Origin of the sequence: Chryseobacterium sp. MEBOG07, from assembly GCF_021869745.1 — a bacterium.
Lineage (GTDB): Bacteria > Bacteroidota > Bacteroidia > Flavobacteriales > Weeksellaceae > Chryseobacterium > Chryseobacterium viscerum.
In genome coordinates this window covers 390,378-416,056 of sequence record NZ_CP084579.1, presented here as the reverse complement: position 1 = coordinate 416,056, position 25,679 = coordinate 390,378, and the positions used below count along the sequence as shown (strand labels likewise).

Sequence of the window (25,679 nt, the reverse complement as noted above, 5' to 3'; positions counted from 1 at the left end):
TAGTAGGTTATTAATTGATTATTATTAAATAAAAAACACAATTAAGCATGTATCATAACCCCGTTTTGTTGAAGCAGAGTGTTGATGATTTGGTGACGAATCCTGACGGAATATATGTGGACTGCACCTTTGGAGGAGGAGGCCATTCAAGAGAGATCTTGAGCAGACTATCCGATAAAGGGAGATTGTTCAGTTTTGATCAGGACCTGGATGCACTTAAAAATACAATTGATGATCCACGGTTTACATTGGTAAATCAGAATTTCAGATTTCTGGAAAACTCTTTACTGATGTACGGAATTTCTCAGGTAGATGGTGTTTTGGCAGATTTAGGTGTTTCATCACACCAGTTTGATGAAGCAGACAGAGGATTTTCCACAAGAAGCAACGCTCCTTTGGATATGAGAATGAATGTAATGCAGAATCTGGATGCCAAAAGAGTAATCAATGACTATGAAGAAAGTGAGCTTGCAGATCTTTTCTATCATTACGGAGAGCTAAGAGAAGCAAGAAAGCTGGCAAGAGAAATTGTTCATCATAGAAAGATAAAAACGATAAATACTACAGAGGATCTGAAAAAGCTTTTCAGCTATATTCCGCCTCATAAAGTAAATAAGTTCTATGCTCAGCTTTTCCAGGCGATAAGAATTGAGGTGAACCAGGAACTGGAAGTATTGAAAGAAATGTTGGTTCAGGCTTTCAATGTCTTGAAACAGGAAGGAAGATTAGTCGTTATTTCTTACCACTCTTTGGAAGACCGTTTGGTAAAAAGATTCCTGAAAAACGGAATGTTCGAGGGAGAACCGGAAAGAGATATCTACGGAAATTATAAAAAGGCATTCGAATTGATAAAGAGTAAAGCAATCATTCCTGACAATCAGGAGATCGAAGAAAACTCAAGAGCAAGAAGTGCCAAAATGAGAACAGGAATAAAGGTATAAATGATAAATCATAAGTGATAAGCGATATCAATTATCTTTTATCATTAATCAATTATAAAAAAAGCTTTGGCAAAAAGAACAACAAATCGCCCCCAGAAAAGACTCACTTTTATAGATATTATAAAAGGAAACTTTCTGAATCGTGATGAGATCAAAATACATTACAGGTATTTTCTCTTGTTGTTTATACTGATGATGTCCATGATTTATACGAATCATCTCGTCAATAAGAAAATTAAAATTGTAAACGCCTTAAAGGAAGAAACAGAAGAATATAAATCGAGAAACGCTTACGCCCAGAGTAAGCTGATCAAAGTGAAAATGGAATCAGAGCTGGGGAAAGAAGTCGCCCGGGATTCATTGATGACCCTGGAAAACCACCCTCACAAATTGCTAATAAAACTGGATAGTACAGATGCAAAAGCAAAATGAATATGACAATAAGCGTAAGAAAACGTTACGATGGGGCTACCTCTTTGCAGTGGTAGCTTTGTGCGTGTTTGTAATGTTCTTGGCAAGGATTGTTATCCTTCAGAATACTAATGTCCAGGAAATTAAAGATGATTACATTAATAAAAATTATCGCGAAGCCACTTTAAAGGCTGCCCGCGGTAATCTTTTTGCTTCCGACGGTTCTATTCTCGCCACAACAGTGATGCGATATGACATCTATCTTGACTTCAAAACGATGAAAGATACGGTGTACTCCAACAGCATTGGAGCATTGACAGATTCTTTGAGCAAAATGTTCGGAAAATCCAGAGGAGAATTCAGACAGAAATTTGACGAGCAGAAGAAAAAGAAAAACCAATACTACACTTTAGTAAAAGGTCTTGATTTTGACCAATACGACCGAATCAGAAAATTCCCAATCTTCAAAAGAGGTAAAAATAAAGGAGGATTCATCGTTGACAGAAACTATAAAAGAGAATTGGCCACTTCAGAAATCGGAGCCGGAACCATTGGTATGGATAACGGAGAACTTAGATCCGGATTGGAAGGAGCTTTCTCAAAATATCTAACCGGAAAAGACGGAAAAAGACTGGAGCAGAGAATCAACTCTTCACAATGGAAACCCATCGACTTCTGGAAAGTTCAGGAACCTGTAGATGGAGAAGATGTCTATACGACCTTAGACCTTAGAATTCAAGACATTGCACACTCCGCTCTGGAGAAGCAGCTGATCCATTTTGAAGGAAAACATGGGACCGTAATTGTGATGGAGGTTGAAACCGGAAAAGTACGTGCCCTTGTAAATTTAAGAAGAACAGAATCAGGAGATTACGAAGACTCTTACAACTACGCACTGAAAGATAATATTGAACCGGGATCCACTTTTAAAACCATTTCGCTTTTAGCCGCAATGGATGATGGATTTATCGATGAAAATACAACAGTAAATGTAGGGAACGGTGTCTGGGTATATGCAAAACAGAGAATCTCTGATGGTCACGGAGGAGGAACTTACGATATCAGTGATGTATTGGCGAAGTCCAGCAACGTAGGAACTTCAAAGCTGATCACAAAGTATTACGCAGAAAAGCCACAGATTTTCCTTGACCACCTGAAACGTTGGAAATTATTCGACAAAATGGATATTGAACTTCCGGGAATTACAAAACCAAAGATCGTTACTCCACAGAATAAGAGATGGAACGCCGCAACACTGGCCTCTATTTCTTACGGATACTCTTCTAATATCAATCTTCTGCAATTAACAACATTCTACAATGGAGTTGCTAATGGAGGGAAAATGCTTAAGCCTTTATTCATCGATAAAATCATGAAAGATGGTAAGGTGATGTACAATGCCAAGCCTGAAGTAATGGTCAACAAAATGGCTTCCGAAAAAGCGATTAAAATGATGACCAACGCCTTAACCAAAGCAGTAGAAAAGGGAACGGGACGAAGCATCTTTACCCCGAATCTTAAAATGGCAGGAAAAACCGGAACCGCCCGATTTGAATATTGGCTTCCAGGTCCTATGAAATACAGAGCATCATTTGCAGGGTTTTATCCGGCAGATGCACCCAAATACACCTGTTATGTAATGATAAGCGAGCCCAATACATCTATAGGGTTTTATGGAGGACCCGTTTCAGCACCGGTGTTTAAGGAAATTGCAGGAAAAACATTCCTGAAGACCCCTCAAAATATTGAAAAAGAAATGCTCGTAGACAAAAAGGTAAACCTGAGCAAAATGGTTGAGCCTAACGTAAAAGTAGCAGTGAATGATAAACAAATGCCCAATGTAGTAGGATTAATCGGTAAAAATGTAATCCCACAATTGGAAAACTTAGGATACCGTGTTGACTATAAAGGAGTGGGAAGAATCAAAGAACAATTCCCGCTGGAAGGCACAACGATCAGTAAGAACCAGAGAATTTATTTGTCTCTGCAAAATTAAAGAAACAGAACTCCAAAAGAGTGATATAAAACAAAATAGAGTAAAGCTCTATTGATAAAGATGATTATAACAGAATTAGTAAACAGAATCCCAGTATTGGAAATCCACGGTGATAGCAACCGTGAGGTTACTGAGTTGGTGATTGACAGCAGAAAGGTTACAGAAAACTCTCTGTATGTTGCCATGAGAGGAACAGTGGTGGATGGTCACTCATTCATCGTATCTGCTATTGAAAAAGGAGCTGCAACAATCGTTTGCGAAGAATTTCCTGAGACATTGGCAGAGAATGTCACCTATGTCAAAGTGAAAGATTCTTCTAAAGCTTTGGGGCATCTTGCTTCCAACTTCTATGGAAACCCTTCTCAGAAACTAAAACTGATTGGCGTTACAGGAACTAACGGAAAAACATCTGTTTCTACTCTACTTTTTGATGTCTTCAAAAACTTAGGATATGATTCTGCTTTACTTTCCACTGTTGAAATCAGAATTGGTGAAGAAATTATCCCGGCAACACACACTACTCCTGATGTGATTACGATCAACAGGATTTTGGCTGAAGCGGTAGAAAAAGGGTGTGAATTTGCCTTTATGGAAGTAAGTTCACACGGAATTGCTCAGAACAGAATTGAAGGGTTACACTTCAAAATAGCAGGTTTTACCAACCTTACCCATGATCATTTAGATTATCATAAAACGTTCGAAGAATATTTAAAAACAAAGAAAAGATTCTTCGATCAATTAGAAGATACAGCCATTGCCATCACCAATGTGGATGATAAGAATGGAAATGTCATGCTTCAGAACACTAAGGCCAAAAAGAAGTCTTATGCTTTGAAAACCATGGCAGACTATCACGGAAAATTATTGGAAGTAGATTTCAACGGAATGCTGTTGAACTTCAACGGAAAAGAATTCTGGACGACACTTACCGGGAAATTCAATGTATACAATTTGCTGCTTGTATTCGGAATTGCTGTAGAACTTGGCTTCGAGCAGGATGAAATTCTTCAGGCGATCAGCAAATTAAAAAGAGTTTCCGGAAGATTTGAAACTTTCAAATCCGATGGTGGGATTTTCTTTATCGTAGATTATGCACATACTCCGGATGCATTGGAAAACATTCTGGACAGCATCAACGATATCAGAACCAAAAACGAAAGATTAATCACAGTATTCGGTTGCGGAGGAGACAGAGACCATTCCAAAAGACCTGAAATGGGAAATATTGCCTCTAAAAAATCAACATTGGCAATCATCACTTCAGACAACCCGAGAACAGAAGATCCGGCACAGATTATTAAAGAAATTGAAGCAGGCGTTGAACCCCAAAACTTCAGCAAATACACTTCAATACCGGACAGAAGAGAAGCCATAAAGATGGCCATAAAGTTTTCAGAACCTAAAGATATCGTTTTAGTTGCCGGAAAAGGCCACGAAACCTATCAGGAGATAAATGGTGTGAAACATCATTTTGATGACAAAGAAGTAATTAATGAGCTTTGGAAATTAATGTCCAAATAAATTATAAACGATAGTCGATAAATAATAACTGATTTAATCATTTATCTATTATCAATGATCATTTATTAACAATTGAAACTATGCTATACTATCTATACGAATATCTAACCAACCATGGAATTCACGTTCCCGGATTAGGACTGTTGAAATACATCTCCTTCCGTGCCGGAATGGCTGTCTTATTCTCACTTATTATTGCTCTTGTCTACGGAAAAAGAGTAATCAATTACCTGAGAACAAAACAAATGGGAGAATTGGTGCGTGATCTTGGATTGGATGGTCAAAAACAAAAAGAAGGAACTCCTACCATGGGAGGGCTTATCATTATTTTGGCAACCATCATTCCCGTATTGCTGTTTACAAGAATTACCAATGTGTATATTGTTCTGTTGCTTGTTTCAATGTTCTGGATGGGTGCCATTGGTTTCCTTGATGATTACTTAAAGAAAATCAAAAAAAATAAAGACGGGCTAAGTGGTAAATTCAAAATTGTAGGACAGGTCGGATTAGGGCTAATTGTCGGAATTACAATGTATTTCCACCCGGATATCACCGTTAAAAGAAAATATGCAGATGCTAAAGTGGTAAACAGAAACAATGTAGAGCAAAACTTTATGCCTACAGAGAAAATTACTGTTTCTACTGTTCCTTTTGCAAAGAATAATGAATTCGATTATAGCGGAATTTTATTTTGGATGAATGATAAGGATGCTCATGAATGGGCATGGATTGTCTTTATTCCTATTGTGATCTTTATTGTAACAGCAGTTTCAAACGGAGCCAATATTACAGACGGAATAGACGGTCTCGCAGCAGGAACCAGTGCCATTATACTACTCTCGCTGGCTCTCTTCGCTTATCTTTCCGGGAACATCATCTTTGCAGACTATCTCAATATCATGTTCCTTCCGAACATGGGAGAAACCACCATTTTTGCGGTGGCAATGGTAGGTGCCGTGATCGGATTCTTCTGGTACAACACGTATCCTGCCCAGGTTTTCATGGGAGATACCGGAAGTTTAATGCTGGGAGGAGTGATTGCTGTACTAGCCATTATTTTAAGAAAAGAATTGTTGATTCCTGTATTATGCGGAATCTTCCTGATTGAAAACGTATCTGTAATGCTGCAGGTCATTGTTTTCAAATACAGAAAAAGAAAATATGGGTTGGAATATGCCCAAAACAATAGACTATTCAAAATGTCACCATTACACCATCACTATCAGAAAGAAGGATTTCACGAAAGTAAAATCGTGAACAGAATGATCATCATTGGAGTAATACTGGCTATTGTATGTCTGATCACATTAAAAATGAGATAAAACCAATTTAAAAATTAAAAGATTGAAACATTGAAGAATTTTTTAATCATTAATCTTTTAATCATTACATCAAAATAATATGAAAATAGTTGTTTTAGGAGGTGGAGAAAGCGGATGCGGCGCTGCTTATTTGGCTAAAAAGAAAGGTCTGGAAGTATTTCTTTCAGATAAAGGAGCCATTAAGGATAACTATAAGCAGTTTCTTACCGATAATGAAATTGAATTTGAAGAAGGAAACCACGATGAAGAAAGGATTTTAAATGCTGACTGGATCGTAAAAAGCCCTGGAATTCCGAAAAAAGCGGAGATCATTTATAAAATTCATGAAAAAGGAATCAGACTTTCCTCTGAAATTGAATTTGCTTCTGAATTTACAGACGCAAAAATCATCGCCATTACAGGAAGCAATGGAAAAACAACAACCACTTCCCTGATCTATTATATCCTGAAAAATGACGGATTGAATGTAGGGTTGGGTGGAAATATCGGATATAGCTTTGCCAAGCAGGTTGCAGATGAAAACCATGAATATTATGTCCTGGAAGTAAGCTCTTTCCAGTTGGATGATATTCAGAATTTCAGACCGTATATCTCTTTATTGTTGAATCTGTCTCAGGATCACCTGGATCAGTACAACTACAACTATGAAGAATATGCTTTGGCAAAATTCAGAATTACTGAAAATCAGGAAAATGATAATTTCTTCATCTACAACAAAGATGATGAAATGAGCAAAAATCTTCTTGAAAAGCTTGAAATAAAGGCTAAAATGATTCCTTTCTCAACAAAAGAGAAGTTACAGGAAGGAGGTTTCGTTAATGAAGATGAAATTGTGGTAAAAATGAAAGATGAATTCGCAATGAAGGTTGAAGAATTGTCTCTATTGGGAAATCACAATGTAGCCAACAGCTTAGCAGCATCTATTGCCGGTAAGATATTAAAAATCAACAATGAAAGCATCAGACATTCATTGATGACATTCCAGGCAGTGGAGCACAGATTAGAGTTTGTAACTGAAATTGATCAAGTAAAATACATCAACGACAGCAAAGCAACCAATGTGAATGCTACTTACTATGCTTTGGAAAGTATGAAAACACCAACCGTTTGGATTGTTGGTGGATTAGATAAAGGAAATGACTATACTGAAATTGAAGATTTAGTCAAAAGAAAAGTAAAGGCAATTGTTTGCCTGGGTGTTGATAATAAAAAGATCATTGATTTCTTTAAAGACAAAAAAGAATTCATTTATGATACTTCAAGCATGGAAGAAGCAGTGAAAATTTCAAAATCACTGGCTAAAAAAGGTGATACTGTTTTATTATCTCCGTGCTGTGCAAGCTTTGACTTGTTCAAAAGCTATGAAGACAGAGGACGCCAGTTTAAAGAGCAGGTATTAAAATAAATGTAAATGTTGGATGTAAAAGTACATTTTACTTCGTATATCATACATCAATACAATCAATATGGACGAACAGAACACAGAAAGCAGATTTGAATTTCTAAAGGGCGATAAAGTACTTTGGATGGTCATCCTTGTGATCTCCATTTTCTCTATTTTCCCTGTATACTCTGCAAGTTCAAATCTCGAATACATTGTCAATAACGGGACCACAACAGGTCACGTTATCAAACATATGTTCTTTGTAGTCTTAGGATTAGGAATTATGAGACTGGCAGGAACCGTAAAATACGAATACATCGGAAAGCTCAGCAGTATTCTGCTCGGCCTGATGGTTGTTTTACTGGTCGTTACCATGTTTACAGGACAGACCATTGATGGGGCCAGTGCTTCAAGATGGCTGAAAATTCCGGGAACCCCTATTTCCTTCCAGCCTTCATCGTTTGCCTTTTTAATGTTAATCATCTATCTGTGCCGATATTTAACCAAAAAGATAACAAGAGAAAGACTTCCGATAGAGAATATCATGTATATTTTCGGACCTATTCTTCTTGTTTTCGTATTGGTAGCCAAAGATAACGGTTCTACAGCATTAATGATTTTAATGGTTTCTGTGATTGTTTTAGTCATAGGACAGCTTCACTGGAAATACATTGCAGGATTTATTTCTGCCTCATTCATAGCCATTGTATTATTTTTATTAATAGCCCTGAATACAAACATGATCGGCGGAAACCGTGTTCATACATGGATGAGCCGTGTAGAAACATTTACCTCAAGCAAAGCAAAATCAGCCGATGTAGATGATGAAAGTATAAAAGCGAAAAACTACCAGGTAATGCAGGCTAAAGCAGCCATTGTACATGGTGGGATTACCGGAATGGGACCTGGAAAAAGTGCATTGAAACAGATGCTTCCACAGTCTGCCTCCGACTTTATCTTCGCTGTGATTGTAGAAGAATATGGCGTGATAGGCGCTGCTTTTCTGATCTGTTTATACCTGATTATGATGATACGGATCGTAATGATCGCCAGTAAAATGCCTGCATTTTTTGGATCCTTACTCGTGCTCAGTCTCGGGGTAATGATCTTTATTCAGCTTTCGGTAAACATAGCTGTTGCCGTGAACCTGATCCCGGTAACAGGGCAGCCGCTGCCTTTGATAAGTTATGGAGGAACCTCAATGCTGGTAACCTATTTACAATTAGGTATTATTTTAAATATAAGCTCAAGAATACAGATTTATGATGAAGAAGGAATGGGCAAAAAACAAAGTGTAGCAGAAATAAACGATATCGCTTAACATGAACAAAAAATTGAAAATACTATTATCAGGCGGAGGAACAGGAGGACATATCTTCCCTGCCATCGCCATTGCTGATGAAATCAAAAAAAGATTTCCTGATGCAGAATTTTTGTTCATTGGTGCCAACGGAAAAATGGAAATGGAAAAAGTTCCTCAGGCAGGCTATAAAATAGAAGGAATTGATATCGCCGGAATCGACAGAGGAAACCTTTTGTCCAATTTGGGACTGCCTTTCAAGATTCTGAAGAGTTTATCAAAATCTAAAAGGGTTATCAAAAACTTCGCCCCGGATTTTGCAGTAGGAACAGGGGGGTTTGCCAGCGGACCGGCTCTTTATGAGGCAAGCAAAATGGGAATTCCTATTTTCATACAGGAGCAGAATGCTCATGCGGGAGTAACCAACAAAATTTTAAGCAAGAAAGCAAAAGCTGTTTTCACAGCCTATCCAAAAGTAGAAGGTTTTCCGGCAGAAAAAATAAAATTCCTGGGAAATCCGATTCGTGAAAACATTATTTCAGGAATGCAGGACACTGCTCAGGCAAAGGAAAAAATGGGTTTGAATAAAGATAAGCTTACGATATTATCTGTGGGTGGTTCTTTAGGCTCCAGAACATTGAACAATGCCTGGAAATCTCATTTAAAAGAAATAGTAGACAAAGACTATCAGCTGATCTGGCAGACCGGAAAGCTTGATTATAAAGATATTTTAGACGAAACAAAAGATACTGATACCAGAAATATTCAGATCCTAGAATTTATCAAAGACATGGAGCTTGCATATTCTGCAGCGGATATCATCGTTTCGAGAGCCGGAGCCATTGCCATTTCAGAGCTGGCTGTAGCACAAAAACCGGTCCTTTTGGTTCCCTTCCCTTTTGCAGCGGAAGACCACCAAACCAAAAATGCCATGAACCTGGTTGAAAAAAATGCAGCCAAAATGGTAAAAGACTCTGAAATGCAGGAAAAATTCTGGAATACATTATCAGAGATCTGCGAAAATGAAAGCGTAAGAAAAGAAATGTCCGACAATCTGAAATATTTTGCCAAGCCTAATGCTGCAAAAGAGATTGTAGACGAGATTTTTAAAGTGATACAATAAATGAATGTTTGTCATTCTTCACTTCATTCAGAATGACAAGATGAAAATTTTTAAATAAATAAATGAATAATTTACAAACATATCAGACTTTTTACTTCGTTGGAATCGGAGGTATCGGAATGAGTGCATTGGCGCGCTATTTCAATGCATCCGGGAAAAAAGTATTGGGTTACGACAAAACCAATACAAAATTGACTCAGAATCTGATGAACGAAGGGATTGATATTGTTTTTGAAGATCATATTGATGAAAGGATCACTTCCCTTCAGAAAGAAGATACATTGGTGATCTATACTCCAGCCATCAAAACGCTTGGAATTTTGTATTATTTCAACCAAAATCAGTTTGAAGTGTTGAAAAGAGCTAAGGTTTTAGGATTAATTACAGAAAATACAGACTGCATCGCCATTGCAGGAACCCATGGAAAGACAACAACGTCAACCCTTGTGGCTCATTTATGCAAAGAAGCAGATCTTCCCTTCTCATGCTTTTTGGGAGGTATTTCTGAAAATTTTAAATCCAACTTTCTGTACAACGGATCTACTTATTCTGTAGTGGAAGCTGATGAATATGACAGAAGCTTCCTGAGCCTATCCCCGGATTGGGCTGTAGTAACTTCTACGGATGCTGACCACCTGGATATTTATGGAGATAAAAGCCATATTGAAGAAGGATTCAGACAGTTTGCCGCTTTGGTGCCTCAAGACAAGCAGCTCTTTGTAAGAAAAGGAGTAGAAATTGGCAGAGGACATCAAACCTATGCGGTGAATGAGCCTGCAGATTATTATTCAGACAATCTGCGTATGGATCATGATAAAATCTATTTTGATTTCCATACGCCAACGGAAACGATAAAGGATTTTGTCTGGGAAATTCCTGGAATCCATAATGTGGAAAATGCTACTGTAGCCCTGGCTATTCTGCATAATTTAGGCGCAGATTTTGATACGCTGAAAAAAGCAATTGCCAACTTTAAAGGAATTAAAAGAAGATATACCAAACATATTTATCCAAACGGTAAAATTTATATTGATGACTATGCCCACCATCCTACAGAAACCAATGCTGTAATAGGTTCCATCAGAACGTTTTACCCTGATAAAAAACTACTGGTAGTCTTCCAGCCTCACCTTTTCAGCAGAACAAGAGATTTCGCAGACGGGTTTGCAGAGAGTTTAAGCAAAGCAGATGAACTTATTCTGCTTGATATTTACCCTGCAAGAGAGCTTCAGGAGAACTTTGAAGGAGTTACCTCAAGCTGGCTGCTGGACAAAGTAACATTAGATAAAAAAGAGGTATCGACATTATCCGATGCTTTTGAAAAAATAAAAGAAAAAGATTTTGATATCCTCCTTACAGTAGGCGCAGGAAATATAGACATCCTGTACGACCCTATTTGTGAATGGATCGAGAAAATTTGAGTATAAACGCAATGCTCGCGAAGAAAAAAATATGAAAAATAAATACAGAATATTAAAAATTGCTGTCACTGTAATCATCCTTGGATTGTTACTGAGTTTCTCGTTGAAGAGATTCAGCCACCAACAGATTACGGACAATAAGATTTCTGTAAAAATGAGTGAGAAAACTCCGGTGTATTTCGTCGATGAAAAGGATATCAGGGAGATTGTAAAAAAAGAAAACCCATCAGGAAACGTTGGAGATCTTAATATCCCATCTTTAGAAAAAAAGATTAATTCTCTTCCAGCTGTTGATAGTGCCAATGTCTACTTGAATCTGAATGGGAAGTTGAATCTGGATATCAAGCAGAGAGTCCCGGTTTTCAGACTTAACAAAGACGGGAAAGACTTTTATGTGGATGAAAAAGGAATTGAATTCCCTATTTCAAGGACGTATTCGCACCCTTGCATGCTGGTAACCGGAAATGTACAGCCGGATGAATATGAGAAACTGGCAGAACTGGTTGAAAAGATAGACAAAGACGATTTTAGCAAGAAATACTTCATTGGGATTTCAAAATATAAAGAGAGCTATAATCTTCTGACGAGTGAAGGAAATTACAGAGTAGAGATCGGAGATCTTGATAATATTGATTTTAAAGTAAAAGGATTTAAAACGTTCGTGGAAAAATACCTCGTATATCAGGATCCTCAGAAGTACAGCATGGTTTCTGTAAAATACCAGAACCAGATTGTCACTACTTTAAACCCTTATTTTAAGGAAAACGACAGCATTTTGAAAGCTGGAAAAATGGAACTGGCAAAAGCTCCTTCTTCTGCAACTTCTGGCAAGAAGACTGAAATCAAGCCAAAAGTAGCAGAAACAAAAAAAACAAGCTCTGCACCGGCAAAACCGAAAGAGAGTACAAAAACACATACAAAAGAGACGAAAAAAACAGAGAAAAAATCAACCGCTAAGGCCCTGTCCAAACCAAAGCCAAAGGCAAAAGTAAAAATAGAATAAGTTATTCAGCACATTTAATACACAAATAGGAGATCCTCCTTAAAGGAAAAAAGTAGAAAAAATCAAATCGATATAAAAATGGAAAATCAAGAGTATTCAGTAGGTCTGGACATCGGGACAACAAAGATAGTCGCGATTGTCGGAAGAAGGAATGCACACGGGAAAATAGAAGTTCTCGGTGTAGGAAAAGCTAAAAGTCTTGGTGTTCATAAAGGTATTGTGAATAATATTTCACAAACCATTAATTCAATCAAGGCTGCAGTATCCGAAGCACAATCCAGTGCTGGAGTTCCTATCCGCAAAGTTACGGTAGGTATTGCAGGAAAACACATTCGTTCTCTGCAGCACTCCGATTATATTATGCGTGAACATCCTGATAAATTTATTACAGACGACGACATCGAAGCATTAAAAGATCAGGTAAAAAAACTGGTCATGCTTCCTGGAGAAGAAATTATCCATGTACTTCCTCAAGAATATAAAGTGGATTCCGAGGGTGAAATTCAGGAACCCGTTGGGATGCACGGAAAACGTTTAGAAGCAAACTTCCATGTCGTAGTAGGCCAAATGGGCAGCATCAGAAATATTGCAAGATGCGTTCGTGAAGCAGGACTAGAAATGGAAGCTCTTACGTTGGAACCACTAGCCTCTTCAGAAGCTGTTCTTACAAAAGAAGAAAAAGAAGCTGGTGTAGCCATTGTAGACATTGGTGGTGGTACAACAGATATTGCCATATTTAAAGATAATATCATCCGTCATACCTGTGTTATTCCCTACGGAGGCGGAATTATTACCGAAGATATCAAAGAAGGCTGTTCCATTATAGAGAAACATGCAGAACAACTGAAAGTAAAGTTTGGTTCGGCTGTTCCCGAATTAGAAAAAGACAGTACTTTTGTAACCATTCCGGGACTTCATGGAAGACCGGATAAAGAAATTTCTTTAAAAACCCTTGCACAGATTATCAATGCGAGAGTAGAAGAAGTTTTGGAAATGGTAAATACAGAGCTGAAAGCGTACGGAGCTTTTGAACAAAAGAAAAAACTGATTGCCGGAATTGTTCTTACCGGTGGGGGTTCAAACTTGAAGCATCTTCGTCAGCTGGCCAATTATACCACAGGTTTTGACAGCAGAATCGGTTTTGCGAATGAATATATCGCCAACGATAAAAATCAATATCTGAAAGGTCCTGAATTTGCTACGTCTATCGGGTTACTGATGGAGAGTTTAAAAATCAGAGACAAAAGACAGAATATTGATGAAGAGGTAGAAATTGTCACTGAACAATCAAAACCGGAAGTCGCTGTGGCACAGACAGAAACTGTTCAACCGGTTCAGCAGGCAACACCTGTTCAGGAGCAACAGTCTTTTGAGAGAGAAAAGCAAGAAAACAGAAAAGCGAAACTAACCTTCGGGCAGTCGCTTATGGAAAAAGTAAAAAAATTCTTTGAAGAAGTAGAATAAATATAAATGATAAAAGATTTTGATGAATTATACGTAAAATAAATTAATATTTATTAACTTAAAACGAATATCATTCACCAATTATCATCTATCAGTTATCAATTATTAAAAGTATAGTTATGGAAAATATAGGTACACAAGGATTTTCATTTGATTTGCCAAAAGGAAATTCATCCATCATAAAAGTAATCGGTGTAGGGGGCGGTGGAAACAACGCTCTGAAGCACATGTACGAAAAAGGAATTCACGGAGTAGATTTCGTGATCTGTAATACGGATGCTCAAACTTTAGATAATAACCCCGTTGCTAATAAAGTTCAGTTAGGAACAACCATCACAGAAGGTCTTGGTGCTGGTGCCGATCCTGAAGTGGGAGAAAAATCAGCAATCGAAAGTATTGAAGATATCAAAGCTGCTATGGGCCAAAACACCAAAATGGTGTTTATCACTGCCGGAATGGGTGGTGGTACCGGTACCGGAGCAGCCCCTGTCATTGCGAAAGTAGCAAAAGACATGGGTATCTTAACAGTGGGTATTGTCACTGTTCCTTTCAGTTTTGAAGGGAAAAGAAGACTAGACCAGGCTGAAAATGGTCTTGAAAAATTAAAAAATAATGTTGACTCCTTAATTGTTATCAACAATGATAAATTAAGACAACAGTTTGGAAACCTTGGATTCAAACAGGGATTCTCCAAAGCTGATGAAGTCTTAGCAAACGCTGCTAAAGGAATGGCAGAGGTTATTACGGGTTATTTTGATGTAAACATTGACTTTAGAGATGCTAAATCTGTACTTCAAAACTCCGGAACAGCTCTTATGTCTACAGGAACAGCTTCAGGAGAAAATAAAGCTGAAGAAGCAGTAAGAAAAGCTCTTGACTCCCCATTATTGAATGACAATAAGATTACAGGAGCTAAGAATGTTCTATTGTTGATCAGAAGTGGTGCAGAAGAAGTAACCATGGATGAGATCGGTATTATTATGGATCATATTCAGAAAGAAGCAGGAAATACCGCAGATATCATCTTCGGGGTGGGTGCTGATGAAGAATTGGGAGATGCTGTAAGCGTTCTTGTTATTGCAACAGGATTCTCTAATGATAACAAGAAATTTGCAGGCCCTACTGAGAAAATCAGAATCAGTCTTAACGATAGTTTTGAAGCTCCAAAAAACTCTCCTTTCAAAACAAGAGAGGAAAGAGAATCTGCTCCAGAAACCGCATATGACACCAATAGAAGCAATCATTTCAGATTAGATGATGAAGACCATAATACTCCACAGTTTAAGGTGACATCTATTGAAAAAAAAATGATTATTGAGGAGGAAGAAATTAAAACTGATGTAAGATTCTTTGATAAAGAGGAAAACACAGTAAATACCCCTGAACAACACTGGAGAAACGAAGAAGAAGGCGATCAGGAATACAGCTTGTTGTCTATTGATGAAGAAAATGAAGATCCGAATGATCTGGAGATCCAATCTTTCTCATTTGATTTTGAAAATAAAAAAGATGAGCCGCAATCAGGAAACACATTCAGCAATTCTTTTTCAGAGGAAAAATCTGTTGAATTCAGTTTCTTTGTCAACGAACCTGTCAGAAATGAGCCTAATACAGATTTTGGACAGCCAAAAGCAGAATTTAATACCCCTTCGAATGCTGCAGTAGCTGAGCCTGCTCAAAAGATTGAAACATTCTACCAGAAACAGGAAGAGCCAAAGGCAGAAACAAGATCAACTTTTGAAAATAAAACAGAAATTCAAGCCCCTCAAACTGAAGAATCGGAATTCACGTTTGTGAATAAAACGATGGATCAGGACAGAGTGGTTGAAAGAAGAAATAAATTAAAAGAATTCAATTCACGCTACCAGAATTTTGACAGCAAAAGTGAATTTGAATCTATTCCTGCTTTCAAAAGAAAAAATATTTCGATCGACGGAACCAATGCTTCAGACCAGAATATCAACACTTATCTATCTGACAACAATGGATCTATGCAGATCAGAGAAAACAGATTTTTAAATAAAGACGTAGACTAAAATTAATTTGAAAATGAAATAATTTGAGAATTTGAAAATTAACCAATTGGTAGGGACTATGAATTTAATGTATTAGCTAATTATTTTAATTAATAATATAAAAATCAATCATTTACCATTGCTTTTATTATTTTCAAATTATTTCATTTTCAAATTCTCAAATTATATATTTATGAGTTTAGAAAATATTATCAGTGAGGCTATAAAAACAGCCATGAGAGAAAAAGACAGAGTTGCTCTGGATTCTCTTCGTGCTGTAAAATCTCAGATTCTTCTTTTAAAAACAGAAGCAAGAGGCGTTGAAGTTTCTGCTGAGCAGGAGATCGCTATTCTACAAAGAATGATCAAGCAGCGTAAAGATTCTTTTGAGCAGTTTTCAGCTCAGGGCAGACAGGATCTGGCGGAAGTAGAAGAGGCTCAAATGAAAGTCATTGAGAAATTTTTACCTAAGCAGCTTTCTGCTGAAGAATTAGAAACAGAAATAAAAAACATTATTTCTGAAACCGGAGCTGAATCTCTTAAAGATTTAGGGAAGGTAATGGGAGCTGCCTCAAAAGCATTAGCTGGAAAATCAGACGGAAAAAGTATTTCCGAGATGGTTAAGAAGCTCCTTTCATAATGTGATCCGTGTTCCGGGATTTGGGTTGATTTCAAACCTCACATAACACGTATCTCATTCCATAACTAAGGATATACAACCTTTGCATATCGATTTGATTAAACAAGCCCGAAACTTTTCAGTTTCGGGCTTCGTTTTCTTTGGATATTAAAGTTTGTTAATCAGTTTTGATTCTAAACTAAAAAAAGAATTAAGATACTACCATATTTCAGAAAGTATTTAAGTGATTGATTGCTCGAGGGAAAGCCTTAAATGTTTTTTTCATGGTCGTTTGTTTTTCAGAATCATTTCAAATTTAATACTAATATTTTATTATTCCTAATTTTAATTCATCATTTTTTAAATATTATTACAATATTAATATCTGGTTAATTTTATATGACTAAACGATTGATAGTTTTTATATATTGAACAAACGCAAAGAATTTCTTAACTTTGTAACGATAAAAAACAAAATATATGTATCCAACAGATTTAGTAATGCCAATGAAGGCAGAGCTTACAGATAAAGGTTTCCAGGATTTAACAACTCCGGTTCAGGTAGAAGATGCACTGAAGCAGTCTGGAACTACACTATTGGTAATCAACTCCGTATGTGGATGTGCTGCAGGAGCTGCAAGACCAGGGGTAGTATACTCTTTGACAGGAGATAAAAAACCGGATCACTTAACAACTGTATTTGCAGGATTCGATACAGAAGCTGTGGTAGAAGCAAGAAAACACCTTGCTCCATTCCCACCAAGCTCTCCGTGCGTAGCACTTTTCAAAGATGGTGAATTGGTTCACATGCTGGAAAGACACCACATCGAAGGAAACCCTGCAGGAGCTATTGCAGCTAACCTTCAGGCAGCATACGATGAGTATTGTTAAGAAACAACAATCTAAATATCAAACCGTTACATATTTCGTAACGGTTTTTTTATTTAATTTCTGAAAAAATTTCCTGAAAATTCAAATATCATTATATTTGTTGGAATGGCAACCAAAGCACTTTTCAATACTGTAGTCAATTGGTTTATCCGTCAAAGGATAGATCAGATACAAAATTTCATGGACCATCCCATTGAAACACAGAAAGGTATACTCTTTTCTCAGTTGTTTCATGCAGAAGATACGGAGTATGGTAAATTATACGGATTCAATTCTATATCAAGTTATCAGGATTTTAAAAATAAAGTTCCTATTGTTACGTACGAAGAAATGGAGCCTTATATTGAAAAAGCAAGACAGGGACAAAAAGATGTAAGCTGGCCTGGTTATATCAAACATTTTGCAAAATCTTCCGGAACAACAAATGCGAAAAGTAAATTCATTCCTATTTCAGCGGAAAGTCTTGAATACTGCCATATGAAAGCCGGAAAAGATATGGTTTCCATTTATGCCAATAATCATCCTGAAAATCAGCTTTTTAATTATAAAAACTTACGTTTAGGCGGAAGTTCTGAACTGTATGCAGACTTTAACACCAAATTTGGCGATTTATCTGCTATTTTGATCGATAATCTCCCGTTTTGGGTAGAAATAACGACAACTCCCAGCAAGAAGGTTTCTTTGATGGGAGAATGGGAAAGCAAGCTGAAAGCGATCACCTCTGAAGTAAAAAATGAAGATGTGGGGAGTATCCTTGGGGTACCCAGCTGGATGATGGTTCTTCTTCAAAGAGTATTAAAGGAAACCAATATAGAAAATGTTTCCGAGCTGTGGCCTAATTTGGAGGTGTTTTTTCACGGTGGAATCAGCTTTAAGCCCTACAGGGAGCAATTCCGACAGATCATCGGAAAAAACATCAATTACTACGAAATTTATAATGCTTCTGAAGGGTTCTTCGGCATACAGGATAGATCTGACAGTGATGAAATGCTTCTGATGTTGGATTATGGAATATTTTACGAATTTATTCCTATGGATCAGTTTCATTTTTCGAATCCAAAAGTCGTAAGTCTGGAAGATGTGGAAGTTGGAAAAAACTATGCTATGGTTATCACAACCAACGGCGGTCTATGGAGATACCTCATAGGTGATACAGTAGTTTTTACTTCGACAAACCCTTTCAGAATAAAAATAACAGGAAGAACCAAACACTATATCAATGCTTTTGGGGAGGAACTGATGATCACTAATGTAGAATCTGCCCTGGCTAGAGCTTGTGAAGCTACAGGAGCACAAATCACTGATTTTACAGGCGCGCCGGTGTTTATGAAAGAAAATGAAGGGGGTGCTCACGAATGGATCTTTGAATTCAGTCAGCATCCGGATAATCTGGATAGCTTCGTTGATGCTTTTGATAAGCATTTAAAGACCATCAACTCCGATTATGAAGCGAAAAGATACAATAATATAACTCTTAAAAGACCGATTGTACACATCGCTAAAAACAACCTTTTCTATCATTGGCTGGAGGCCAAAGGAAAGCTGGGAGGGCAAAATAAAGTACCAAGGTTGAGCAATGACCGGGAATATATTGAACCTTTGCTGGAAATGAATAAATAAGAGAAAGAATTTTCCTTTCAAACTAATGAATAAAAAGCCGCAATCTCATTGAGTTGCGGCTTCTTATTTTACTTGCTTAAGTCTTCTTTTACTTTTTTAGCAGCTTCCTCTACTTTTGAAGCTCCTTTTTTCGCAGCATCTTTTGCATCTTTTCCTACTTCCTGCGCTCCGCTTTTAATATCTTTCCCAACTTTGTTCGCTTCAGTTTTGATATCCTGTCCTGCCTTATGAAGATCCTGTTTTGTCTTGTCTGCAGTAGCATCAATTTTATCTTTAGCTTTTTGGGCAGCATTATCTATCTTGTTTCCAGCTTCATCTACTTTAGTCTTAACGTCCTCTTTTGTTTTGTTGACTTTTGCACTATCAACAACGTTAGGCGTTTCCGTAACTGTAGTTGTTGTTGTTGTAACTGAGCCATCAGAACCTTCTACTTGTTCTGTTTTTGTGGTTGATTTTGTGCACGCTACAGTGAATACTGAGATCACTACAGCTGCAAGGATTTGCTTTTTCATATTATATATTTTTAATGATATTGATTTATTCTGTTTTGGTATTTTGTACAGATGGCCCTTCTGGAGCTTTCTTCTTTTCTGCGTCTGTTTTTTTCTTTTCCTCTTCCTGTTTTGCTTTGTTTTCTTTTTCAAGCTCTGCTTTAAGCTTACTTTCTTCTGCCTGAAGCTTTTTAGCCTGTTTTACAGAGTCTAGATATTGTGGTGAAGACATTCTTATCTTACGGGCAATATCTACTGAAACAGCTCCTGTAGAAAAGGAATCAACAGCAACAGTATCATAATGCATCTTAACATCCTGTTCAGCAGCGAAACCCGGAGATTCTTTCTTAGAGCAGGAGGTGAAGAGAATTGTAAAAATAAAAATCGCAGACAGTAAATTTTTCATGGAACTAATTTAGCAGAAATTCTGCAATTACAGGATAGTGATCCGATAATTTCACAGACTGGTCTACTTTATAACTTAGTGGAATAATGGATTTCGAAGTAAAGATATAATCGATCCTTAAAGGAACTTTATAATCATGAAAACTGCTTGCACTTCCCTTTCCTGCTACCAAAAAAGCATCCTGAAGATCTTTTCCGAGGTTATAATATTCATAAGAATTGGGAACAGAGTTGAAATCACCGGCTAGAATAACCGGATAAGGTGATAGATCTACCATTTTTCTGATTCTTTTTACCTGATCTTCATGTGCCTGAAATGTCGGCGTCATATGAGATAGTAAAGTAGAAACATTCCCAAAACCTAGTGCATCCAGCTTTGTAAACATCGATTTATGAAGTCTGAAAGGCTCCAGATAGACATTTATAATTCTGATAATTTTTCCATTGATATCTATATCAGCATAAAACGAATTTCCTCGTGCTTTTTCATCAATCAGCTCTGCCTGTCTTACAATTTTATGCTTTGTTTTAAGAATGACTGAAGGATATTTTATAAGATCTCTCCTCAATGCGCGATTGGTGTCTTTTTCCTGTACAAGGATAATATCAGCATCCTGTGCTTTGATATAGTCTTTTACTTTATCCCAGCCATATTCTCCATATTTCACATTGAAAGTCAATACTTTGATATCTCGAATTGTTTTTAAATTTTCTGTTTTGGGAGAAAAGTTGACCCAGCGTCTAATCGGGTTAATAAAAACAAGAGTCCCTAAAGCAAAGGCAATAGCAATTTTTTGTCTTTTAAAGACCCATACCAGCGTAAGAATAAGATACGTTGCCATTATGTAAGGGAAACCAAGAGAGAGAAGATTAAGGGTCCCTAAAAGATTAGGAGGAATCCACGCATTCCCTAATGTGCATAAGAGTAAAACAGCAACAACGATATGTATAAATAGTAATATCTGATTCGACTTCATAAAAACGGTCTTGGTACGGATGTTTTTAAGCAAAAACCCTACCAAGCAGTGAAACTTTAACTATTTTTATGATTACTTGCCCTCTGTTGAAAACTTTACAATCACCGGATAATGATCTGAAATTCTGACAGAACGATCTACTTCATAAGATAATGCACGTAATGATTTAGAAGAAAAAACATAGTCAATTCTGATTGGGAATTTATAGTCATGAAAACTGGTAGCACTTCCCTTTCCTGCTGTTAAAAATGCATCTTCAAGTCCTTCAGAAAGATGGTAATATTCATAAGAATTAGGAACAGAATTGAAGTCTCCGGTTAGAATAACAGGATACGGTGAACTTTCAATGGATTGTCTGATCAGGTCTACCTGCTCCTGATGCTTCTTAAAGGTTGGAATAAGTCTTTTAATAACATCTTTTACCTTTTGTTCATTGGTATCCGCATCCTTGCCAGGTTTTATCATATCTTTTTCAAACCTGAACGGATTAAGATAAACATCAATAAATCTGTAAACCTTTCCTTTTATTTCAATATCGACCTGTAACCCAGGAATCCTTACATTTTCATCTTGGGGTTCTAATAGTTTGTAACTGATAATTTTATGTTGAGTTAAAACGGTAAGACCCGCAGTAGGATTTGCTTTTTGATACCCTTCAAACTTATACACTACACCGGCATCTTCCTGTAAAAGAAGCACATCCGCATTTTGAGATCTCAGATAAGGTCCTATCTCTTCACCTCCTCGGCCGCCAGCTCTGGTATTGAAGGAAACCACTTTTATCTCAGACTGTCCTTTTTTAGGAGAGGAATAATTGACCCATCGTTTTACAGGATTGATAAAAGCCAACCCCATAAACATGAATACAAAAGCTCTCTTTTTCCAGCTGAATACCCAGAATATTGTTAGAATGACATATAAGATAATAAGCACCGGGAAACCTAAAGAAAGCAGATTAAACCAAGGAAAAACCTTCGGTGGAACATAAGCATTCAATAAAGTGCCCAGCAGTAAAAATAGAATTCCAAGATGCAGAATAAATAGGATGAGTCGGAAAGCCTTCACAATGTTATTTTAATTGAATCTATACAAATGCTTTTTCCAACTCAGTGCCAACAGCCATCCTACCAAAGCTCCTCCTACGTGAGCAAGGTGAGCAATGCCGCCCCCATTACCGGAAAGACCAAGGTATACAGAAACAACAACAATAATAGGCAGCAGATATTTTACTTTAATCGGAACAGGAATAAACATGATTCCAATTTTAGAATCCGGATATAATGTTGCAAATGCTGCTACTACTCCGAAAATAGCTCCGGAAGCACCCAACATAGGAGATTTTAACAATGTATAATAGCGACTTGATAGTTCCAGTCCTTCAGCTGTAGTTGCACTGATTTTCAAATCCCCCAAATAGTCAATGGCTGCTTTCGGGTAAATTTCAGATGCATTTAAGCCTAAACTTTGTAGGCCGGAAATAATTTGTTGAGCTTCTACAAAATTCCAAAGGTTAAATAGAAAAAATGAACCTAAGCCACTCGCAAAATATAATATCAGATATTTCTTTTCACCTAATGTCTGTTCCAAAATGGGCCCAAAGCTGAACAATGTAAACATATTGAATAAAATATGCATTATACCTCCAGATTCCTTAAGCGGAGCATGCATAAACATATGCGTAATAATCTGCCAAGATTCAAAATTGGGAGAAAAAGGATAAAAACCTGAAAGTGTATTGTATAAATTCGGAAGCAAAAAATTTGCAACCAAGTATACAATAACATTTATAATAATGAGATTTCTTGTAATCGGCGGTATATTGTTAAACATATTTTTTAAAATTTGTTTTTAAAATCATTAAACGGAACTTCATAGAAGCATCTCTTGCCGTCCGGTAAAAATTCCGGGAAGCCTAATGCTGTAAAATCTTTGATAAGCTGTTCCGCATCTTTTTTATAAATAAAGTCAAATCTTGACTTCGACTGCATTTTATTCCATTGGTTATGGTAATACTGCATAAATTCATCTTCTGTCTTATATTCCAGAATTTCAAAAAGATTTTCCAGGAACTGCATAGCCTGTGTTTCTTTCAGTCCCTCAGGAAGTGAATCTATTCGAAGTACACTTTCATGTGCAATTTTCATGTCAAACCCTAATTCCGGAAGATATTTTTTGATCGAATTGTATTTTGTCTTTTCAATCTCATTCATATGATACTCCAGAGAAAAAAGAAGAGCATGACTGTTTGTACCTGATTTTCTGGTAGATTTGTTACCATCAGAAACTAATAACCTATGCATTCTCCCCAAATCCAGCATTAGTGTCACATCCCCTTTATTGAAAAGCCAGTACCCGTTGGGAAGTCTCATAAGATCTTCGTCAAAATCTTCATCCTCAAATAAATTGATTTTTGAAGGCTCTGCCGTAATATTCTGATGGTACATTTCCGTAAGGTTCTGAATTTCCTCTGGATGCACTACAATTTTTTCTTCCAGAAACGGATTATAATCTTTGTCTACAATGATTTCAGGCATTTTTACAAAACCATTTCCTTTGCTTGGAATCGGCTTATTCATCATTTGATCTAATTCCGGATCTCTGTCAAAATCAAGGCTTGGAGAAACATTGTAGATCCCTAATGATCTTTTAATGGTTGATCGAAGCAAGGCAAAAATAAGGTGCTCATCTTCAAATTTCACCTCTGTTTTCTGCGGGTGGATGTTCACATCTATTTTCTCCGGATCAAGATCCAGGAAAAGGAAAAATGACGGCACATATCCAGGTTGAAGAAGTCCTTCAAAAGCTTCCTGTACTGCTTTATTGAAGTAAGGGCTTCTGAAATATCTTCCATTCACAAAAAGAAACTGCTCGCCTCTTGCTTTCTTGGCACCTTCAGGCTTGGCAACAAACCCATGAAGCTTGCACCAGATAATATCTTCTTTGATAGGAATCAAAAGCGGCTGAAGCTTTCTTCCGAAAACATCAACAATACGCTGCATCTGACTTCCTTTTCTCAGTCTGAAAACAGCTTCATCATCATGAAAAAGAGAAAATTCCAAATTCTCATGAGCCAATGCAACACGCTGAAATTCATCAATTACGTGTCTGAATTCAATATTATTATTTTTCAAAAACTTCCTTCTTGCAGGAACGTTATAAAAAAGATTCTTTACTAAAAAGTTTGATCCGTCTGATGTCTGAATAGGGTCCTGAAACTGAAAAACTCCACCTTCGATATAAATATTAGTCCCAATGGAGGTGTCTTTCTGCTTGGATCTAAGTTCCACCTGGGAAACCGCTGCAATAGAAGCTAAAGCTTCACCACGGAAACCTTTTGTTGAAATCTTAAAGATATCTTCTGTCGCTTTAATTTTGGAAGTGGCATGTCTCTCAAATGCCATTCTCGCATCTGTTTCGGACATCCCTTTTCCGTCATCTACCACCTGAATAAGGTTTTTCCCGGCATCCCTGATGATCAATTCAATTTTCGTTGCATCTGCATCTATAGCATTTTCCAAAAGCTCCTTCACAATGGATGCAGGGCGCTGCACCACCTCTCCCGCTGCAATTTGGTTGGCTACATGATCCGGTAAAAGCTGAATAATATCTGACATAAAAACGTAAATCAACTTACAAAAATAGTCAATGAAAACGGGAATTAAAACACTAAAATCGTGATTTAATATTTAATTATCAACATTTTTGCCCATTTATCCCCAACCATTTTTTTTAATGTTTGTAATGAAGGGCTTTAGCAAGTTTATTTATTTGATCCGAAAATTTTCATTTATATACCAATGAAAATTGGCGAAAAACAACCAAAATATTGATATGCGAGATAATTTTTCACAAAAACGCCCCTATTTTATAATAAAATAAGGGCATTTACAGCTAGTTTATACAAAAAATTAATAGTGTGTTTTATATTTTAATCCTCAAAGACAAGCTTTCTTTTTTCTTCTCTTTTAGGAATTCCATGGATTTTCTCATAAAGGTAAGCCAAGAGGTTAGCCTTTTTATAAATCCTGTTGTATCTGTACTTCGTATTGAAGTGACGCACATGAATTTTATAGGCATCATACCCAATTACAATCAACAGACATAAACTGATCACGTAGAATACCCTGAACTCCAGATAATAATAAGTCAATCCAGAGAAGACGGCTCCCGTGACGTAAGCAAGCATAATACTCATCAGCAGTTTTGCTCTACCAATCAGCTCTCCGTTTCTTCTGTATTTTTTCTGTGTAAACATAGATACCAGGATTCCCAAGTCGGTGGTTGTTCCGGTAAGGTGGGTGGTCTTCACAGAGAAATTGGAGATACTTGCCGTCAATCCGTTTTGCAATCCGGTGGCAAAAAGCATCAGGGCTACCAAATATTCTGTCTCTTCTAATGTTTTCTGATAATAGAACTGCCCATACACCCCTACAAAAAGCAGACATATAATTTCCAGCACAATAGGCATAGAATGGGCAAAGTATTTACTTTTCTTATTAAAATTGATCACAATAAAGTTGGATAGAAAACTTCCGAAGAAGAATAAAAATATCCATCCGCCTACTACGCCTACCTGAGTCCAGTTTCCTTTACTGATTTCTGCCGCCAAAATAGCGTAGTGTCCCGTTACGTTCGATGTAAAAGAGAGAAATATCAATAGGGAAGCAATATTTATAGTACCCGCCGTAAAGGCAGTCAGCGTCCCCAACCTGATATTGTCTCCCAGTGTCCTGCTGTTACTATAATTTCTTAACATTTTTTATCTTTTTAAATAG

22 protein-coding genes are annotated in these 25,679 nt (G+C 37.0%); 15 read left to right on the top strand and 7 right to left on the bottom strand.

Annotated elements, in window-relative coordinates; translation table 11 throughout:
* Positions 1 to 47: 47 nt before the first annotated feature.
* From rsmH to LF886_RS01880, 15 genes are all read left to right on the top strand, one after another.
* A complete protein-coding gene (gene rsmH / locus LF886_RS01950; protein ID WP_103232133.1) occupies positions 48 to 941 on the top strand; it encodes a 16S rRNA (cytosine(1402)-N(4))-methyltransferase RsmH in 894 nt (297 codons plus the stop codon).
* 66 nt (positions 942 to 1,007) lie between these two features.
* Complete coding sequence (locus LF886_RS01945; RefSeq protein ID WP_103232134.1) at positions 1,008 to 1,373, top strand: FtsL-like putative cell division protein; 366 nt, start codon at positions 1,008 to 1,010, stop codon at positions 1,371 to 1,373.
* Positions 1,357 to 3,348: a penicillin-binding transpeptidase domain-containing protein gene (locus LF886_RS01940; protein WP_236852420.1), complete on the top strand. Its 1,992-nt coding sequence runs from the start codon at positions 1,357 to 1,359 to the stop codon at positions 3,346 to 3,348. Before LF886_RS01945 ends, LF886_RS01940 begins: the two co-directional genes overlap by 17 nt.
* A 60-nt stretch (positions 3,349 to 3,408) precedes the next feature.
* Complete coding sequence (locus LF886_RS01935; RefSeq protein ID WP_236852414.1) at positions 3,409 to 4,869, top strand: UDP-N-acetylmuramoyl-L-alanyl-D-glutamate--2,6-diaminopimelate ligase; 1,461 nt, start codon at positions 3,409 to 3,411, stop codon at positions 4,867 to 4,869.
* Between the two features lie 80 nt (positions 4,870 to 4,949).
* Positions 4,950 to 6,191, top strand: coding sequence for a phospho-N-acetylmuramoyl-pentapeptide-transferase (gene mraY / locus LF886_RS01930; RefSeq protein ID WP_236852412.1), 1,242 nt, complete (start codon positions 4,950 to 4,952; stop codon positions 6,189 to 6,191).
* Positions 6,192 to 6,270: 79 nt separating this feature from the next.
* Positions 6,271 to 7,596 carry a UDP-N-acetylmuramoyl-L-alanine--D-glutamate ligase gene (gene murD / locus LF886_RS01925; protein ID WP_236852410.1) on the top strand — a complete coding sequence of 442 codons (1,326 nt, stop codon included), beginning with the start codon at positions 6,271 to 6,273 and terminating at the stop codon, positions 7,594 to 7,596.
* Positions 7,597 to 7,657: 61 nt separating this feature from the next.
* Positions 7,658 to 8,896 carry an FtsW/RodA/SpoVE family cell cycle protein gene (locus tag LF886_RS01920; protein ID WP_236852403.1) on the top strand — a complete coding sequence of 413 codons (1,239 nt, stop codon included), beginning with the start codon at positions 7,658 to 7,660 and terminating at the stop codon, positions 8,894 to 8,896.
* Position 8,897: 1 nt separating this feature from the next.
* A complete protein-coding gene (gene murG / locus LF886_RS01915) occupies positions 8,898 to 9,998 on the top strand; it encodes an undecaprenyldiphospho-muramoylpentapeptide beta-N-acetylglucosaminyltransferase (RefSeq protein WP_236852402.1) in 1,101 nt (366 codons plus the stop codon).
* Between the two features lie 62 nt (positions 9,999 to 10,060).
* Positions 10,061 to 11,419, top strand: a complete 1,359-nt coding sequence (gene murC / locus LF886_RS01910; protein ID WP_236852400.1) for a UDP-N-acetylmuramate--L-alanine ligase — start codon at positions 10,061 to 10,063, stop codon at positions 11,417 to 11,419.
* A gap of 31 nt (positions 11,420 to 11,450) precedes the next feature.
* Positions 11,451 to 12,422, top strand: a complete 972-nt coding sequence (locus LF886_RS01905; RefSeq protein ID WP_236852398.1) for a cell division protein FtsQ/DivIB — start codon at positions 11,451 to 11,453, stop codon at positions 12,420 to 12,422.
* 78 nt (positions 12,423 to 12,500) lie between these two features.
* On the top strand, positions 12,501 to 13,886 hold the full coding sequence (gene ftsA, locus LF886_RS01900; RefSeq protein ID WP_236852396.1) for a cell division protein FtsA: 1,386 nt from the start codon (positions 12,501 to 12,503) through the stop codon (positions 13,884 to 13,886).
* Between the two features lie 119 nt (positions 13,887 to 14,005).
* Positions 14,006 to 15,922: a cell division protein FtsZ gene (ftsZ, locus tag LF886_RS01895; RefSeq protein ID WP_236852395.1), complete on the top strand. Its 1,917-nt coding sequence runs from the start codon at positions 14,006 to 14,008 to the stop codon at positions 15,920 to 15,922.
* 172 nt (positions 15,923 to 16,094) lie between these two features.
* Positions 16,095 to 16,541, top strand: a complete 447-nt coding sequence (locus LF886_RS01890; RefSeq protein ID WP_236852393.1) for a GatB/YqeY domain-containing protein — start codon at positions 16,095 to 16,097, stop codon at positions 16,539 to 16,541.
* Between the two features lie 459 nt (positions 16,542 to 17,000).
* Positions 17,001 to 17,411 carry a BrxA/BrxB family bacilliredoxin gene (locus tag LF886_RS01885; protein ID WP_103235094.1) on the top strand — a complete coding sequence of 137 codons (411 nt, stop codon included), beginning with the start codon at positions 17,001 to 17,003 and terminating at the stop codon, positions 17,409 to 17,411.
* A gap of 105 nt (positions 17,412 to 17,516) precedes the next feature.
* Positions 17,517 to 19,031, top strand: coding sequence for a GH3 auxin-responsive promoter family protein (locus LF886_RS01880; RefSeq protein ID WP_236852392.1), 1,515 nt, complete (start codon positions 17,517 to 17,519; stop codon positions 19,029 to 19,031).
* Between the two features lie 68 nt (positions 19,032 to 19,099).
* Here LF886_RS01880 and LF886_RS01875 read toward each other — a convergent pair whose 3' ends face one another.
* The 7 genes from LF886_RS01875 to LF886_RS01845 all read right to left on the bottom strand — a co-directional run bounded on the left by LF886_RS01875 (position 19,100) and on the right by LF886_RS01845 (position 25,660).
* Positions 19,100 to 19,543, bottom strand: coding sequence for a hypothetical protein (locus LF886_RS01875; RefSeq protein WP_236852390.1), 444 nt, complete (start codon positions 19,541 to 19,543; stop codon positions 19,100 to 19,102).
* 25 nt (positions 19,544 to 19,568) lie between these two features.
* Positions 19,569 to 19,928, bottom strand: coding sequence for a hypothetical protein (locus tag LF886_RS01870; protein ID WP_236852389.1), 360 nt, complete (start codon positions 19,926 to 19,928; stop codon positions 19,569 to 19,571).
* A gap of 4 nt (positions 19,929 to 19,932) precedes the next feature.
* Positions 19,933 to 20,904 carry an endonuclease/exonuclease/phosphatase family protein gene (locus LF886_RS01865; protein ID WP_236852387.1) on the bottom strand — a complete coding sequence of 324 codons (972 nt, stop codon included), beginning with the start codon at positions 20,902 to 20,904 and terminating at the stop codon, positions 19,933 to 19,935.
* Between the two features lie 72 nt (positions 20,905 to 20,976).
* Entirely contained in the window at positions 20,977 to 21,969 is a 993-nt protein-coding gene (locus LF886_RS01860) for an endonuclease/exonuclease/phosphatase family protein (protein WP_236852386.1), read from the bottom strand.
* 9 nt (positions 21,970 to 21,978) lie between these two features.
* The gene (locus LF886_RS01855) at positions 21,979 to 22,734 is read right to left on the bottom strand and encodes a rhomboid family intramembrane serine protease (protein ID WP_236852384.1); all 756 of its coding nucleotides are present in this window, start codon (positions 22,732 to 22,734) and stop codon (positions 21,979 to 21,981) included.
* Positions 22,735 to 22,739: 5 nt separating this feature from the next.
* Positions 22,740 to 24,518 (bottom strand): DNA mismatch repair endonuclease MutL, encoded by a 1,779-nt coding sequence (mutL, locus tag LF886_RS01850; RefSeq protein ID WP_236852378.1) that lies wholly within the window; start codon positions 24,516 to 24,518, stop codon positions 22,740 to 22,742.
* A gap of 314 nt (positions 24,519 to 24,832) precedes the next feature.
* Positions 24,833 to 25,660 carry a YoaK family protein gene (locus tag LF886_RS01845; protein WP_236852377.1) on the bottom strand — a complete coding sequence of 276 codons (828 nt, stop codon included), beginning with the start codon at positions 25,658 to 25,660 and terminating at the stop codon, positions 24,833 to 24,835.
* Positions 25,661 to 25,679 lie beyond the last annotated feature (19 nt).